This is a genomic window from uncultured Bradyrhizobium sp., assembly GCF_947648125.1.
Classification (GTDB): domain Bacteria; phylum Pseudomonadota; class Alphaproteobacteria; order Rhizobiales; family Xanthobacteraceae; genus Bradyrhizobium.
On record NZ_CANSMR010000036.1, the window covers coordinates 34,783 to 49,169 of the forward strand.

Below are 14,387 nucleotides of genomic sequence, written 5' to 3' on the forward strand. Positions count from 1 at the left end.
ACCCGCGATTTACAGATCAAACGCGCCGACGCTTGCGCGGACGGCAACCATTGTGCGGGATCGTGGTCACGTCGCGGATCGAGGTGACGGTGAAGCCCGCAGCCTGCAGCGCACGGAGCGCCGACTCACGGCCCGAACCGGGGCCGGCCACTTCAACCTCCAGCGTGCGCATGCCGTGTTCCTGCGCCTTCTTGGAGACGTCTTCGGCCGCGACCTGCGCGGCATAGGGGGTCGACTTGCGCGAGCCCTTGAAGCCCATCGTGCCAGCCGACGACCAGGCAATCGTGTTGCCCTGCGCGTCGGTGATGGTGATGGTCGTGTTGTTGAACGACGAATTCACGTGCGCGATGCCGGAGGCGATGTTCTTGCGTTCGCGGCGACGTACGCGGGTGGCTTCCTTGCCCATTTCAAACCTTTCCTGTGATCTCAACGCCGCCGTAGTGCCAGCGGCTACACCTCAAAACGCAAATGGCGAGTAGCGAATTTCGATTCGCTACTCCCCACCTGCAATTCGCAAAACTTACTTCTTCTTGCCGGCGATCGCCTTGGCCGGACCCTTGCGCGTGCGCGCATTGGTGTGGGTGCGCTGGCCGCGCACCGGCAGACCACGGCGATGACGCAGGCCGCGATAGCAGCCGAGGTCCATCAGCCGCTTGATGTTGATGCCGACCTCACGACGGAGATCGCCCTCGACCAGATAGTCGCGGTCGATGACTTCGCGGATCTGCAGGACCTCCTGGTCGGTCAACTGGTTGACGCGACGGTCCACCGGGATCTTGACCTTCTCGATGATGTCGGCCGCGTTCTTCTGGCCAATACCATGGATGTACTGAAGCGCGATCAGCACGCGCTTGTTGGTAGGAATGTTGACGCCGGCAATACGGGCCACGGACTTCTCTCCTGTCGCCGCTCCATCACGGATACGGGCTTCTCAAGTTCTTGCTCTCTGCGGGCTTGTGTCCACAAACGCGAACACGACGCCCTTCCCCTCATGTCCTTCGGGGCCCGGCATCGTCATAAAACTATCCAACTTGGATGCGGGGCTTATTAAAGGATTCATGTCGGTTTCGTCAACCGCTCCTAGCGTTTAGCTCGCTTTTTCGTGAGCTTTTTTGCTGCCTTTTGCCCCCTTCCGGGCATTCGCGGCGCGGGCGGCCCGCCTTGCGGCCTTCTTCACGGTCTTCCTGGCCGGCTGCTTTGCGGTTTTCTTGGCAGCCTTCTTGGCAGCTTTGACCTTGGAGGCCGGCTTTGAGGCTCCCTTGGCGGCCTTCCGGGCCGGTTTGGCGGCCAAACTGGCCGATTCGGCGGCCTTCCTGGTCGTCCTCTTCGCGGTCTTCTTGGCGGTCCTGGAGGCCTTCGAGGCGCTCTCGGGCTCCTCGTGCTCCTTCGGCTCCAGCGCGCCGAGCGCGGTCAGGATCCGGTTGATCTCGCGGGTGACGTGCTCGATGGTCATCATGCCATCGACCGTCAGAAGCTTCCGCCGCTCCGAATAATAGTGAATCAGCGGTTCCGTCAGCGAGCGGTATTGCGCCAGGCGCTTGGTCAGCACTTCCGGCGTATCGTCGAGGCGGACTTCCTCGCCGCGCGCGCGGGTTTCTTCGGCACGCTTCTCGACGCGAGCGAGCAGCGCGCTTTCGTTGACGCGGAGCTCAACAACGGCGTCGAGCTTGAGGTGCTTTTTCCGGAGCAGCTCGTCCAGGGCCTCCGCCTGCGGCACGGTGCGCGGGAAGCCGTCGAGAATGAAGCCCTTCTTGGCATCGGGCTCCTCGATTCGGTCGGCGATGATTCCAACCACGACCTCGTCGGGAACCAGGCCGCCATTGGCCATGATCTCCTTGGCCTGCAAGCCGACCGGCGTGCCCGCGGCAGCGGCTGCGCGCAGCATCTCGCCGGTCGAGAGCTGAACGATGCCATGCCGGTGCACCAGCCGCTGCGCCTGGGTTCCCTTGCCCGAGCCCGGCGGCCCCAAAAGGATCAATCTCATATCTGTTTCGCCCCCCGGCTAGGTGGGCGACGTCCGCACACCTGTGTTTTGAGTTTGAAGCCGCGCCGCGATCAGCGGCGGCGGCCTCCCCTGAGCTTCGACTTCCTGATCAGCCCCTCATACTGATGAGCGAGCAGATAGCCCTGCACCTGCGACACCGTATCCATCGTCACGCTGACGACGATCAGGAGCGAAGTGCCGCCAAAGTAGAACGGGACCGAGGCGTAGGAAATCAGAATTTCAGGAATCAGGCAGACGATCGCGAGATAGATCGCACCAAGCACCGTGATGCGCGACAGCACGTAGTCGATGTATTCGGCTGTGCGCTCACCGGGCCGGATGCCCGGAATGAAGCCGCCATGCTTCTTCAGATTGTCCGCGGTCTCGGTCGGGTTGAACACGATCGCGGTGTAGAAGAAGGCGAAGAACACGATCAGCGCGAGATACATCAGCAGGAACAGCGGACGGCCGTGGCTGAGCTGGGTGGTGAGCCACTGGAACCACTCCGGCCCCTTGCCGGCGTTGAAGTTCGCAACCGTGGTCGGCAGCAGCAGCAGCGACGAGGCGAAGATCGGCGGAATCACGCCCGAGGTGTTGAGCTTGAGCGGCAGATGCGAGGACTGGCCCTCGAACATCTTGTTGCCGACCTGACGCTTCGGATACTGGATCAGCAGCCGGCGCTGCGCGCGTTCCATGAACACGATGAAGGCGATCACGGCGACCGCCATCACGATGACGATCAGGATCAGGCCGGTCGACATCGCGCCCTGGCGGCCGAGTTCCAGCATGTTGGCGAGCGCCGACGGCAGCTCGGCGACGATGCCGGACAGGATGATTAGCGAGATACCGTTGCCGATGCCGCGCGAGGTGATCTGCTCGCCGAGCCACATCAGGAACATGGTGCCGCCGGTCAGCGTAATCGCGGTCGAGATCCGGAAGAACATGCCGGGGTCGCTGACGACATTGCCGGCGCCTTCGAGGCCGATCGCGATACCGTAGGACTGGAACAAAGCCAGGATCACCGTCAGATAGCGGGTGTACTGGTTCAGCGTCTTGCGACCCGCCTCGCCTTCCTTCTTGAGCGCCTCGAGCTGCGGCGACACGGTGGTCAGCAGCTGGACGATGATCGATGCCGAGATGTACGGCATGATGTTCAGCGCAAAGATCGCCATGCGATGGATGCCGCCGCCGGCGAACATGTTGAACATGCCGAGGATGCCGCCGGACTGGCTGCGGAACACCTGCTCCCAGATGTTGGGATCGATGCCCGGCAGCGGGATGTAGGTGCCGAGCCGATAAACAAGCAGCGCACCCAGGGTGAACCAGATGCGCTTCTTCAGCTCGTCGGCTTTCGCCAGCTGTCCGAAATTGAGGTTTGCGGCAAGTTGTTCGGCTGCTGAGACCATGTTCGGCTTTCTCCCGGAGCCCGCTTCGCCGACGCCCCCAAGAAACTAGTCCTGTCGGGGCCGTCGGCAGACACCGGACATTATCTGGTGCTCGGCCTCGATAAGTCCATCATTCGATCTGCGGATTGCCCGCGCAGGCCGCGGGCAATGACGCAGATGTTACGCCGCCTCGCCTTCGTCCTTGGCGGGGGCCAGGATCTTGACCGAGCCGCCGGCCTTCTCGACCGCAGCAATGGCCGACTTGGAAGCGCCGTGCGCCTCGATGGTCAGCTTGGTCTTGATCTCGCCGCGGCCGAGCAGCCGCAGGCCGTCCTTGGCGCGGCGCAGCACGCCGGCCTTCACCAGCGACTCGACGTTCACCGTCGCGCTCGCATCGACCAGCTTGTTGTCGATCGCTTCCTGCAGACGGTCGAGATTGATCTCGGCGAAGTCGAGCCGGAAGATGTTGTTGAAGCCGCGCTTCGGCAGACGGCGATGCATCGGCATCTGGCCGCCTTCGAAACCCTTGATGCGGACACCCGAACGCGCGGTCTGGCCCTTGCCGCCGCGGCCCGAGGTTTTGCCCTTGCCGGAACCGATGCCACGGCCGACACGCATGCGCTTCTTGCGCGAGCCGGCGTTGTCGGCGATATCGCTGAGCTTCATCGCCCTTCTCCTTATCTCTGCTTACTCGCCGACGACGCGGACGAGATGCTGAACTTTGCTGATCATGCCGCGAACTTCAGGGGTATCCTGCAGCTCGGCAACCCGGCCGATCTTGTTGAGCTTGAGGCCGATCAGCGTCGAACGCTGCGAGTGATGGCGGCGGATTGCGCTGCCGATCTGCTCGACCTTGATGGTCTTGCTGGCCTGGGCCATGACAGTAACTCCGAATAGCGCTTCGAGAAGCGCGCGTTGTTATTCCGCCACCACTTCGGCGTCACCGCCGACGCGGCGCGACTGCAGGGTGGAGACCTTGATGTTGCGGCGCGCAGCCACCGAGCGCGGCGAATCCTGATGCTTCAGCGCGTCGAAAGTCGCGCGAACCATGTTGTAGGGATTCGACGAGCCGATCGACTTCGCCACCACGTCCTGGATGCCGAGCGTCTCGAACACCGCGCGCATCGGGCCGCCGGCGATAATGCCGGTACCGGCCGGAGCGGCACGCAGATAGACGCGGCCGGCGCCGTGGCGGCCGGCGATGTCGTGATGCAGCGTGCGGCCTTCACGAAGCGCGACCCGCGTCAGGTTGCGCTTCGCCGATTCGGTCGCCTTGCGGATCGCTTCCGGAACTTCGCGCGCCTTGCCGTGGCCGAAACCGACCCGGCCCTTCTGATCGCCGATCACGACCAGCGCCGCAAAGCCGAAGCGCTTGCCGCCCTTGACGACCTTCGCCACGCGATTGATGTGGACGAGCTTGTCGACGAACTCGCTGTCGCGCTCCTCGCGATCCCTGCTCCGTTCGCGTCCGCCGCGTTCGCGTTCACCTGCCATGGTGTTTTCCAATCTCTAGGAGGCCTTACGCCTCTATCCTGTAATCGTTCGTAAAGTTTAGAAGCTCAACCCGCCTTCGCGCGCCGCATCCGCGAGCGCCTTGACGCGCCCGTGATAGATGTAGGCGCCGCGATCGAACACGACTTCCTTGACACCCTTCTGCGCCGCGCGTTCCGCCAGCAGTTTGCCGACGGCCTTCGCCGCATCGATGTCGGCGCCGGTCTTGCCGGCGTCGCGCAGGTTCTTCTCCAGCGACGAGGCGGACGCGAGCGTCTCGCCCTTCTGGTCGTCGATGACCTGGGCGTAGATGTGCTTGGACGAGCGGAACACCGACAGCCGCGGACGGCCGCCTGCCGAGCGGCGAAGCGCAAGGCGGACGCGCTGCTTGCGCCGGGCATTCGTAACCTTGAGTGACATGACCGGCTCCGTTACTTCTTCTTGCCTTCCTTGCGGAAGATGAATTCGTTGGCGTACTTCACGCCCTTGCCCTTGTAGGGCTCCGGCGGACGGTAGGCGCGGATCTCGGCGGCGACCTGGCCGACGCGCTGCGGATCGTTGCCGGTGATCGTGATCTCGGTCGGCTTCGGCACCGCGATGGTGATGCCTTCCGGGATCGCGTAGACCACGTCGTGGCTGTAGCCGAGCGCGAGCTGCAGGTTCTTGCCCTGCATCGCGGCGCGGTAGCCGACGCCGGTGATCTCGAGCTTCTTCTCGAAGCCCTTGGTGACGCCCTCGACGAGGTTGGCGACCTGCGCGCGCGCGGTGCCGTACATCGCCTGCGCGCGGTTGGTCTTGACGCGCGGAGCGACCTTGACCTGGCCGTTCTCGAACTTCACCTCGACGTCGTCATGCACGACGAACTGAAGCTGGCCCTTCGGCCCCTTCACCTTCACCGTCTGGCCCTCGACGCTTGCCGTCACACCCGACGGGATCGCCACCGGCCTTTTGCCGATACGTGACATCGTAAAATCCTTCCTCAGAACACCGTGAAGAGAACTTCGCCGCCCACGTTGGCGTCGCGCGCCTCGTGGTCAGCCATGATTCCCTTCGGCGTCGACAACACCGAAATGCCGAGACCGTTGTTCACGCGCGGCAGGTTCTTCACCGAGGCGTAAACGCGGCGGCCCGGCTTCGACACCCGCTCGATCTCGCGGATGACGGGCTCGCCGTCGAAATACTTCAGCTCGATCTCGAGCTCGCTGCGGCCCGACGCATGCTCGACGCTGGCGTAGCCGCGGATGTAACCCTCGGACTTCAGCACTTCGAGCACGTTGGCGCGCATCTTCGAGCCGGGGCTCGAGACCTTGGACTTCGAACGCATCTGCGCGTTGCGGATGCGGGTGATGAGATCGCTGATCGGATCGTGCGTAGACATTGTTCCGACCCTCCCCTTACCAGCTCGACTTCACGAGGCCGGGAACCAGGCCCTTGGAGCCGAGTTCACGCAGCGCGATGCGCGAGAGCTTGTTCTTGCGATAGTTCGAGCGCGGACGCCCGGTCAGCTCGCAACGGTTGCGGATGCGCGTCGGCGACGAGTTGCGCGGCATCTCGGCGAGCTTCAGCGTCGCCGCGAAGCGCTCTTCCATCGGCTTGGTCTTGTCGGCGATGATCGCCTTCAGCTTCTCACGCTGCGGGGCAGCGTTCTTCGCCATCCGCTTGCGCCGGTTGTTCTTCTCGATCGAACTCTTCTTTGCCATGCTTGGCTCCTGGGTATCCGCGTTTGAGTGGCTTTGGCTCAGCTACTCACTGCCGGAACGGGAAATTGAAAGCGGTCAACAAGGCGCGTGCCTCGTCGTCGGTCTTGGCGGTGGTGCAGACCGTGATGTCCATGCCACGCGCTTCCGAGACCTTGTCGAAGTCGATCTCGGGGAAAATGATGTGCTCCTTGATGCCGAGCGAATAGTTGCCACGGCCGTCGAAGCTCTTCGGGTTCAGGCCGCGGAAGTCGCGGACGCGGGGCAGCGCCACGTTCACCAGGCGGTCGATGAACTCGTACATATGGGCCTTGCGCAGCGTGACCTTGCAGCCGATCGGCTGGTTCTCACGCAGCTTGAAGGTCGCAATCGCGATCCGCGAATAGGTCACGATCGCCTTCTGGCCGGCGATCTGGCTCAGCTCGGCGGCAGCGGTCTCGGCCTTCTTGCGGTCGTTGACGGAATCGCCCACGCCCATGTTGAGCACGACCTTGTCGAGGCGCGGAACCTGCATCACGTTGGCATAACCGAACTTCTCGGTCATCATGCCGCGGATCTTCTTGTCATACTCCGCGCGCAGGCGCGGCGTGTAAGCTGTCTCAGCCATCGATCTCTGCTCCCGAGCTCTTGGCAACACGAACCTTCTTGCCATCGGCCTGAATCTTGAACCCAATGCGGGTCGGCTTTCCGTCCTTGCCGACATACGCAATGTTGGACAGGTCGATCGGCATCTCCTTGGAGATGATGCCGCCTTCCTGGGTCTGGCTCTGCTTCTGGTGACGCTTCACCATGTTGATGCCGCGAACGAGAGCCTTGTTCTCGTCCGGACGCACCTCGAACACCTCGCCGGTGCGACCCTTGTCGCGGCCGGTGAGCACCATCACCTTGTCGCCCTTGCGGATCTTGGCAGCCATCACAGCACCTCCGGCGCAAGCGAAATGATCTTCATGTGGTTCTTGGCGCGCAGCTCGCGCGGCACCGGCCCGAAGATACGGGTGCCGACCGGCTCGGACTGATTGTTGATCAGCACGGCGGCGTTGCGGTCGAAACGGATGACCGAACCGTCGGCGCGGCGGATGTCCTTGCGGACCCGGACCACGACGGCCTTCATCACGTCGCCCTTCTTCACCTTGCCACGCGGAATGGCTTCCTTGATCGACACAACGATAACGTCGCCCACGGTGGCATAGCGGCGCTTGGAACCTCCAAGAACCTTGATGCACATGACACGGCGTGCGCCTGAATTATCGGCCACGTCGAGGTTGGTCTGCATCTGAATCATTGATGCACCTCGTCCTCTTTCTGCGCTTTAGCGCGCCCAAAATTTCCCTGAATATCTTCGGCCAGGCCGAAGTAATCAGGCCGTTTTCTTGTGTTCGCCCCGGACCACGGTCCAGCGCTTCAGCTTCGAGATCGGCTTCGATTCCTCGATCCAGACCATGTCGCCCGGCTTGAACTGATTGTCCTCGTCGTGCGCGTGGTAGTTCTTGGAACGGCGGATCGTCTTCTTGTAGATCGGGTGGGTGAAGCGGCGATCGACGCGCACCACCACGGTCTTGGCTTGCTTGTCGCTGACGACCACGCCCTGCAGAGTACGTTTCGGCATAGCTGGCCCCTTACTTCTTCTTCGCGCGCAGCTGCGCGGCGATGGTCTTGATACGAGCGATATCGCGGCGGGCTTCCCGCATCCGCGAGGTATTCTCCAGCTGCCCGGTGGCGCGCTGGAAACGTAGGTTGAAGCGTTCCTTCTTCAGGTTAAGGACCGCGTCTTCCCGCTGGTCGTCGCTCATCGCGCGAATGTCTTCAACTTTCATCTCGGCCATGGCGATTACTCCGCAATGCGCGCAACGAAGCGCGTCTTGATCGGCAGCTTGGCGGCGGCGAGCGACAGCGCCTCCTTGGCGGTCTGCACCGGCACGCCGTCGATCTCGAACATCACGCGGCCCGGCTTGATCCGGACCACCCACAATTCAGGCGCACCCTTGCCGGAGCCCATGCGGACTTCGGCGGGCTTCTTCGACACCGGCACGTCCGGGAACACCCGGATCCAGACGCGGCCGGCGCGCTTCATGTGACGGGTCAGCGCGCGGCGGGCGGCTTCGATCTGACGGGCGGTGACGCGCTCAGGCTCCATCGCCTTCAGGCCGAACTGGCCGAACGCCAACGTCGCGCCAGAGGTCGCAACGCCGTGGATACGGCCCTTATGCGCCTTCCGGAACTTCGTCTTCTTAGGTTGCATCATGGCTTTAAGCCCTCAAATTCCTGCTTTGCCTCAAGCGGCGTCGCGGCGCGAACGCGGCGTGCTGTCGCCCTCGGCCATCTTCTTGTCCTGGGCCATCGGATCGTGCTCGAGGATCTCGCCCTTGAAGATCCAGACCTTGACGCCGCAGGTGCCGAAGGTCGTGAACGCGGTGGCAACGCCGTAGTCGACGTCGGCGCGCAGCGTGTGAAGCGGCACGCGACCTTCGCGGTACCACTCCATGCGCGCGATTTCGGCGCCGCCGAGACGGCCCGAGCAGTTGATGCGGATGCCCTCGGCACCGAGACGCATCGCCGACTGCACGGCGCGCTTCATGGCGCGGCGGAACGCAACGCGGCGCTCGAGCTGCTGGGCGATCGATTCAGCGACCAGGGTTGCGTCGAGCTCCGGCTTGCGGATTTCGACGATGTTGATCACGACGTCCGACGAGGTGATGTCGGCAACCTTCTTGCGCAGCTTGTCGATGTCGGCGCCCTTCTTGCCGATCACGACGCCCGGACGGGCCGAGTGGATCGTCACGCGGCACTTCTTGTGCGGGCGCTCGATCACGATGCGGGCGACGGCCGCCTGCTTGAGCTCCTTGTGCAGGATCTCGCGGATCTTGACGTCCTCGTGCAGCAGCTTGCCGTATTCCTGCTTGCCGGCGAACCAACGGGAGTCCCAGGTCCGGTTGATGCCGAGACGCAGCCCGATTGGATTGATCTTTTGACCCATCGTCTTCTCCTGCGCCCTTCTTAGGCGCTTGCCTCGGCCTCGACCTGACGAACCACGATGGTCAGGTGCGAGAACGGTTTGAACACACGGCCCGAACGGCCACGGCCGCGCGGAGCAAAACGCTTCATCACGATGCCGTTGCCGACATGCGCCTCGGCAACGACGAGATCGTCGACATCGAGGTCATGGTTGTTCTCGGCGTTCGCGATCGCCGATTCCAGGCACTTCTTGACGTCGACCGCGATCCGCTTGCGCGAGAACTGCAGGTCGGCGAGCGCAGCCGAAGCCTTGCGGCCGCGGATCAGCTGCGCCACCAGGTTGAGCTTCTGCGGGCTGACGCGCAGCATGCGGGCGACGGCCTTGGCCTCATTGTCCGCGAGGCTACGTTCGCGCTTTGGTTTGCTCATCGTCTATTCCTCAAGCCTTCTTGGCTTTCTTGTCGCCCGAGTGGCCGTGGAAGGTCCGGGTCGGCGAGAACTCGCCGAACTTGTGACCCACCATTTCCTCGTTGATCGCCACCGGCACATGCTTCTGGCCGTTGTAGACACCGAAGGTCAGGCCGACGAACTGCGGCAGGATGGTGGAGCGACGGCTCCAGATCTTGATGACGTCGTGACGGCCGGACGCGCGCGCGGCATCTGCCTTCTTGAGCAGAGAACCCTCGACGAACGGGCCTTTCCAGACTGAACGAACCATGTCCGGCGTTCCTTACTTCTTCCGCTTGTGGCGGCTGAGGAGAATGAATTTGTTGGTCGACTTGTTGGTGCGGGTCTTCTTGCCCTTGGTCGGCTTGCCCCACGGAGTAACCGGGTGACGACCGCCCGAGGTACGACCTTCACCACCGCCGTGCGGGTGATCGATCGGGTTCATGACGACGCCGCGGTTGTGCGGACGCCAGCCGAGCCAGCGGGTACGACCGGCCTTGCCGATCGAGATGTTCATGTGATCGGGGTTCGAGACCGCGCCGATCGTGCCGCGGCAACGGCCGTGCACGAGACGCTGCTCGCCCGAGTTCAGGCGGACGATCACGTAGTCCTGGTCGCGGCCGACGATCTGGGCATAGGTGCCGGCGGAGCGCGCCAGCTGGCCGCCCTTGCCGATCTTCAGCTCGATGTTGTGCACGATCGTGCCGACCGGCATGTTGCCGAGCGGCATGACGTTGCCCGGCTTGACGTCGACATAGTTGCCGGCGACGACGGTGTCGCCCGCCGCCAGACGCTGCGGCGCCAGGATGTAGGCCAGCTCGCCGTCCTGATACTTGATCAGCGCGATGAACGCGGTGCGGTTCGGATCGTACTCCAGCCGCTCCACGACCGCCGGCATGTCCACCTTGTCGCGGCGGAAGTCGACGGTGCGGTAGGCCTTCTTGTGGCCGCCGCCGCGGAAACGCACGGTGATGCGACCGGTGTTGTTGCGACCGCCATTGCCGAGCTTGCCCTCGGTCAGGGTCTTCACCGGCTTGCCCTTGTAGAGCGCCGAACGATCGACCATGACCAGCTGGCGCTGGCCCGGCGTCGTGGGATTGTAGGTTTTCAATGCCATCGTCGTTGCGCCTTATAGTCCGGTAGTCACGTCGATGCGGTGGCCCTCTTCAAGGGTCACGATCGCGCGCTTGGAGTCCGACTGCGAGCCGAGATTGCCGCGGAACACCTTGGTCTTGCCCTTGCGAACGAGAGTGTTGACGCTCTTCACCTTGACGTCGAACAGCTTCTCGACCGCTTCCTTGATCTGCGGCTTGGTCGCCTTGGCCGCGACCTTGAACAGCACCTTGTTGTGCTCGGAGGCGAGCGTCGCCTTTTCGGTCACGACCGGCGAGATGATGACGTCGTAGTGGCGCGGATCGATGTTCTTCATTTGAAGCGCGCCTCCAGCGCATCAACCGCAGCCTTGGTCAGCACCAGCTTCTGGCGGCGGAGAATGTCGTAGACGTTGATGCCCTGGATCGGCAGCACGTCGATGTTCGGGATGTTGCGAGCCGCGGTCGCGAAACCGTTGTTCAGCTCGGCGCCGTCGATGATCAGCGCGTTGGTCAGGCCGAGGCCCGAGAAGTGACCGAGCAGAGCCTTGGTCTTGGCGGCCTCGAGCTGCGCATTGTCGATCACGATCAGCCCGCCGTCCTTGGCCTTGGCCGACAGCGCATGCTTCAGCGCGAGCGCGCGCACCTTCTTCGGCAGATCGGTCGCATGGGAGCGAACCACCGGACCGAAGGCACGGCCACCGCCGCGGAACTGCGGCACGCGGGCCGAGCCGTGACGGGCGCCGCCGGTGCCCTTCTGCTTGTACATCTTCTTGCCGGTGCGCCAGACGTCGGCGCGGCCCTGGGCCTTGTGCGTACCGGCCTGACGCTTGTTCAGCTGCCACTGCACGCAGCGCTGAATGATGTCGGCGCGGGGCTCGAGGCCGAAGATCGCGTCCGAGAGCTGGACAGATCCGGCGTCCTTGCCTTCAAGGGTGGTGACTTTCAGTTCCATCTCACACCCCCTCCTTCTCGGCCGAAGCCTCAGCAGCCTCGCCGCCGGCAACCTTGAACTTGCCGGGCTTCGGAGCTTCCTTCGGCAGCGGCTTCTTGACGGCGTCGCGCACCGAGATCCAGCCGCCCTTGGAGCCGGGAACGGCGCCTTCGACGAGGATCAGGCCGCGCTCGACGTCGGTCGAAACCACGCGCAGATTGAGCGTGGTGATGCGGTCGACGCCCATGTGACCGGGCATCTTCTTGTTCTTGAAGGTCTTGCCGGGGTCCTGACGGCCACCGGTCGAACCGATCGAACGGTGCGAGATCGACACACCGTGGGTGGCGCGCAGACCGCCGAAATTCCAGCGCTTCATGCCGCCGGCGAAACCCTTACCGATCGAGGTGCCGGTTACGTCGACGAACTGGCCGACCACGAAATGGTCCGCCTGGATTTCCGCGCCGACCGGGATCAGCGCGTCCTCGGACACGCGGAACTCGGCAACCTTGCGCTTCGGCTCGACCTTGGCGACCGCGAACTGGCCGCGTTCGGCCTTCGGCATGTACACCGTCTTGCGGGCGCCCGAGCCGAGCTGAAGAGCGACATAGCCGTTCTTCTCGGTCGTGCGGTGGCCCAGCACCTGGCAGTTGCCCAACTTCAGCACGGTCACAGGGATATGCTCGCCGGTCTCCGTAAAGACCCGCGTCATCCCGACCTTCTGTGCGATCACTCCGGAGCGCATCGGCGTGCTTCCTGTCTTTCTGTCCGCAAGCGGCGGACGTAAAAATCCAAAACCTTAGAGCTTGATCTCGACGTCGACACCGGCGGCCAGGTCGAGCTTCATCAGCGCATCGACGGTCTGCGGGGTCGGGTCGACAATGTCGAGGAGGCGCTTGTGAGTGCGCATCTCGAATTGCTCGCGGCTCTTCTTGTCAACGTGCGGCGAACGGTTGACGGTGAACTTCTCGATGCGGGTCGGCAGCGGAATCGGTCCGCGAACCTGCGCACCGGTGCGCTTCGCCGTGTTCACGATCTCACGGGTCGACGTATCGAGGATTCGATGGTCGAACGCCTTGAGACGGATGCGAATGTTTTGGCCGTTCATTGCCGTATCTCTTTCTTCGTCGCTCAATTAGCGAATAGCGAGTGGTGAGCGGCGGGTGGGCAAACCCACCCGCTGCAAACTGACTGATCCACCCTTACTCGATGATGGCGGCGACGACGCCGGCGCCGACGGTGCGGCCGCCTTCGCGGATCGCGAAGCGCAGCTTCTCTTCCATCGCGATCGGCACGATCAGGTGCACTTCCATCGCGATGTTGTCGCCCGGCATCACCATCTCGGTGCCTTCGGGCAGGTGCACAACGCCGGTCACGTCGGTGGTGCGGAAGTAGAACTGCGGACGGTAGTTGGTGAAGAACGGGGTGTGACGACCGCCCTCTTCCTTGGTGAGGATGTAGGCCTCAGCCTTGAACTTGGTGTGCGGCTTGACCGAACCGGGCTTGCACAGCACCTGGCCACGCTCGACTTCCTCGCGCTTGGTGCCGCGGAGCAGCGCACCGATGTTGTCGCCGGCCTGGCCCTGATCGAGCAGCTTGCGGAACATTTCGACGCCGGTGACGATGGTCTTCTGGGTGTCGCGGATACCGACGATCTCGATTTCCTCGCCGACCTTGATGATGCCGCGCTCGACACGGCCGGTGACGACGGTGCCGCGACCCGAGATCGAGAACACGTCTTCAACCGGCATCAGGAACGGCTGGTCGATCGGGCGCTCCGGCTGCGGGATGTACTCGTCGACATTGCGCATCAGCTCGAGGATGGCATCGTGGCCGAGCGTCTTGTCCTTGTCTTCGAGGGCGGCGAGCGCCGAGCCCTTGATGATCGGGATCTTGTCGCCCGGGAATTCGTACTTCGAGAGCAGCTCACGGACCTCGAGCTCGACGAGTTCGAGCAGCTCCGGATCGTCGACCATGTCGCACTTGTTCAGGAACACGACGAGCGCGGGCACGCCGACCTGGCGGGCGAGCAGGATGTGCTCGCGAGTCTGCGGCATCGGGCCGTCAGCAGCCGACACGACCAGGATCGCGCCGTCCATCTGGGCGGCACCGGTGATCATGTTCTTGACGTAGTCGGCGTGGCCGGGGCAGTCGACGTGGGCGTAGTGGCGGTTCTTCGTCTCGTACTCGACGTGAGCGGTCGAGATCGTGATGCCGCGCGCCTTCTCTTCCGGCGCCTTGTCGATCTGGTCGTAGGCGGTGAACGTCGCGCCGCCGGTCTCTGCAAGCACCTTGGTGATCGCTGCGGTCAGCGAGGTCTTGCCATGGTCGACGTGACCGATGGTGCCGATGTTGCAGTGGGGCTTGTTACGCTCGAATTTTGCTTTGGCCATTTGACTCTCCGTTCAG

Annotated in this window: 25 protein-coding genes and 1 pseudogene; all 26 read right to left on the reverse strand. The window is 63.4% G+C overall.

Annotation, left to right across the window (positions count from 1 at the left end; all coding sequences use genetic code 11):
- Window positions 1–16 precede the first annotated feature (16 nt).
- Window positions 17–406 (reverse strand): 30S ribosomal protein S11, encoded by a 390-nt coding sequence (gene rpsK, locus Q0030_RS35980; RefSeq protein WP_006021048.1) that lies wholly within the window; start codon window positions 404–406, stop codon window positions 17–19.
- A 114-nt stretch (window positions 407–520) separates the two neighbouring features.
- Complete coding sequence (gene rpsM / locus Q0030_RS35985; protein ID WP_050420404.1) at window positions 521–889, reverse strand: 30S ribosomal protein S13; 369 nt, start codon at window positions 887–889, stop codon at window positions 521–523.
- A gap of 191 nt (window positions 890–1,080) precedes the next feature.
- Window positions 1,081–1,984 (reverse strand): annotated as a pseudogene (locus Q0030_RS35990) (adenylate kinase).
- Between the two features lie 71 nt (window positions 1,985–2,055).
- A complete protein-coding gene (secY, locus tag Q0030_RS35995; RefSeq protein WP_021081647.1) occupies window positions 2,056–3,390 on the reverse strand; it encodes a preprotein translocase subunit SecY in 1,335 nt (444 codons plus the stop codon).
- A 159-nt stretch (window positions 3,391–3,549) separates the two neighbouring features.
- The gene (rplO, locus tag Q0030_RS36000; RefSeq protein WP_176530648.1) at window positions 3,550–4,035 is read right to left on the reverse strand and encodes a 50S ribosomal protein L15; all 486 of its coding nucleotides are present in this window, start codon (window positions 4,033–4,035) and stop codon (window positions 3,550–3,552) included.
- Window positions 4,036–4,056: 21 nt separating this feature from the next.
- A complete protein-coding gene (gene rpmD, locus Q0030_RS36005) occupies window positions 4,057–4,248 on the reverse strand; it encodes a 50S ribosomal protein L30 (protein WP_092114985.1) in 192 nt (63 codons plus the stop codon).
- A gap of 39 nt (window positions 4,249–4,287) precedes the next feature.
- The gene (gene rpsE / locus Q0030_RS36010) at window positions 4,288–4,863 is read right to left on the reverse strand and encodes a 30S ribosomal protein S5 (RefSeq protein WP_028349043.1); all 576 of its coding nucleotides are present in this window, start codon (window positions 4,861–4,863) and stop codon (window positions 4,288–4,290) included.
- A gap of 57 nt (window positions 4,864–4,920) precedes the next feature.
- The gene (gene rplR / locus Q0030_RS36015; protein ID WP_029081760.1) at window positions 4,921–5,280 is read right to left on the reverse strand and encodes a 50S ribosomal protein L18; all 360 of its coding nucleotides are present in this window, start codon (window positions 5,278–5,280) and stop codon (window positions 4,921–4,923) included.
- Between the two features lie 11 nt (window positions 5,281–5,291).
- Window positions 5,292–5,825, reverse strand: a complete 534-nt coding sequence (gene rplF, locus Q0030_RS36020; protein WP_092114986.1) for a 50S ribosomal protein L6 — start codon at window positions 5,823–5,825, stop codon at window positions 5,292–5,294.
- A 14-nt stretch (window positions 5,826–5,839) separates the two neighbouring features.
- A complete protein-coding gene (rpsH, locus tag Q0030_RS36025; protein WP_021081651.1) occupies window positions 5,840–6,238 on the reverse strand; it encodes a 30S ribosomal protein S8 in 399 nt (132 codons plus the stop codon).
- A gap of 16 nt (window positions 6,239–6,254) precedes the next feature.
- Complete coding sequence (gene rpsN / locus Q0030_RS36030; protein ID WP_029081762.1) at window positions 6,255–6,560, reverse strand: 30S ribosomal protein S14; 306 nt, start codon at window positions 6,558–6,560, stop codon at window positions 6,255–6,257.
- Window positions 6,561–6,606: 46 nt separating this feature from the next.
- Window positions 6,607–7,164 carry a 50S ribosomal protein L5 gene (gene rplE / locus Q0030_RS36035; RefSeq protein WP_097675079.1) on the reverse strand — a complete coding sequence of 186 codons (558 nt, stop codon included), beginning with the start codon at window positions 7,162–7,164 and terminating at the stop codon, window positions 6,607–6,609.
- Window positions 7,157–7,471: a 50S ribosomal protein L24 gene (gene rplX, locus Q0030_RS36040; protein ID WP_050402253.1), complete on the reverse strand. Its 315-nt coding sequence runs from the start codon at window positions 7,469–7,471 to the stop codon at window positions 7,157–7,159. The genes rplE and rplX overlap by 8 nt, the downstream gene beginning before the upstream one ends.
- Window positions 7,471–7,839, reverse strand: coding sequence for a 50S ribosomal protein L14 (rplN, locus tag Q0030_RS36045; RefSeq protein ID WP_011473865.1), 369 nt, complete (start codon window positions 7,837–7,839; stop codon window positions 7,471–7,473). The genes rplX and rplN overlap by 1 nt, the downstream gene beginning before the upstream one ends.
- Window positions 7,840–7,914: 75 nt before the next feature.
- Window positions 7,915–8,163 (reverse strand): 30S ribosomal protein S17, encoded by a 249-nt coding sequence (gene rpsQ, locus Q0030_RS36050; RefSeq protein WP_092114991.1) that lies wholly within the window; start codon window positions 8,161–8,163, stop codon window positions 7,915–7,917.
- A 10-nt stretch (window positions 8,164–8,173) separates the two neighbouring features.
- On the reverse strand, window positions 8,174–8,380 hold the full coding sequence (rpmC, locus tag Q0030_RS36055) for a 50S ribosomal protein L29 (RefSeq protein ID WP_021081654.1): 207 nt from the start codon (window positions 8,378–8,380) through the stop codon (window positions 8,174–8,176).
- A gap of 5 nt (window positions 8,381–8,385) precedes the next feature.
- Complete coding sequence (gene rplP / locus Q0030_RS36060) at window positions 8,386–8,799, reverse strand: 50S ribosomal protein L16 (protein ID WP_016843752.1); 414 nt, start codon at window positions 8,797–8,799, stop codon at window positions 8,386–8,388.
- Window positions 8,800–8,829: 30 nt separating this feature from the next.
- Window positions 8,830–9,531, reverse strand: coding sequence for a 30S ribosomal protein S3 (rpsC, locus tag Q0030_RS36065; RefSeq protein WP_097675076.1), 702 nt, complete (start codon window positions 9,529–9,531; stop codon window positions 8,830–8,832).
- Window positions 9,532–9,551: 20 nt separating this feature from the next.
- Window positions 9,552–9,938 (reverse strand): 50S ribosomal protein L22, encoded by a 387-nt coding sequence (gene rplV, locus Q0030_RS36070; protein ID WP_018272136.1) that lies wholly within the window; start codon window positions 9,936–9,938, stop codon window positions 9,552–9,554.
- Window positions 9,939–9,948: 10 nt separating this feature from the next.
- Window positions 9,949–10,227: a 30S ribosomal protein S19 gene (rpsS, locus tag Q0030_RS36075; RefSeq protein WP_018272137.1), complete on the reverse strand. Its 279-nt coding sequence runs from the start codon at window positions 10,225–10,227 to the stop codon at window positions 9,949–9,951.
- Between the two features lie 12 nt (window positions 10,228–10,239).
- Complete coding sequence (rplB, locus tag Q0030_RS36080) at window positions 10,240–11,073, reverse strand: 50S ribosomal protein L2 (RefSeq protein WP_021081655.1); 834 nt, start codon at window positions 11,071–11,073, stop codon at window positions 10,240–10,242.
- A gap of 12 nt (window positions 11,074–11,085) precedes the next feature.
- The gene (locus Q0030_RS36085; RefSeq protein WP_097675075.1) at window positions 11,086–11,385 is read right to left on the reverse strand and encodes a 50S ribosomal protein L23; all 300 of its coding nucleotides are present in this window, start codon (window positions 11,383–11,385) and stop codon (window positions 11,086–11,088) included.
- A complete protein-coding gene (rplD, locus tag Q0030_RS36090; protein WP_298378452.1) occupies window positions 11,382–12,002 on the reverse strand; it encodes a 50S ribosomal protein L4 in 621 nt (206 codons plus the stop codon). The genes Q0030_RS36085 and rplD overlap by 4 nt, the downstream gene beginning before the upstream one ends.
- Window position 12,003: 1 nt before the next feature.
- The gene (rplC, locus tag Q0030_RS36095) at window positions 12,004–12,723 is read right to left on the reverse strand and encodes a 50S ribosomal protein L3 (protein WP_298378455.1); all 720 of its coding nucleotides are present in this window, start codon (window positions 12,721–12,723) and stop codon (window positions 12,004–12,006) included.
- 54 nt (window positions 12,724–12,777) lie between these two features.
- Complete coding sequence (gene rpsJ / locus Q0030_RS36100) at window positions 12,778–13,086, reverse strand: 30S ribosomal protein S10 (protein ID WP_002712302.1); 309 nt, start codon at window positions 13,084–13,086, stop codon at window positions 12,778–12,780.
- Window positions 13,087–13,180: 94 nt separating this feature from the next.
- Window positions 13,181–14,371, reverse strand: a complete 1,191-nt coding sequence (gene tuf, locus Q0030_RS36105) for an elongation factor Tu (protein ID WP_212309666.1) — start codon at window positions 14,369–14,371, stop codon at window positions 13,181–13,183.
- Between the last annotated feature and the right edge of the window lie 16 nt (window positions 14,372–14,387).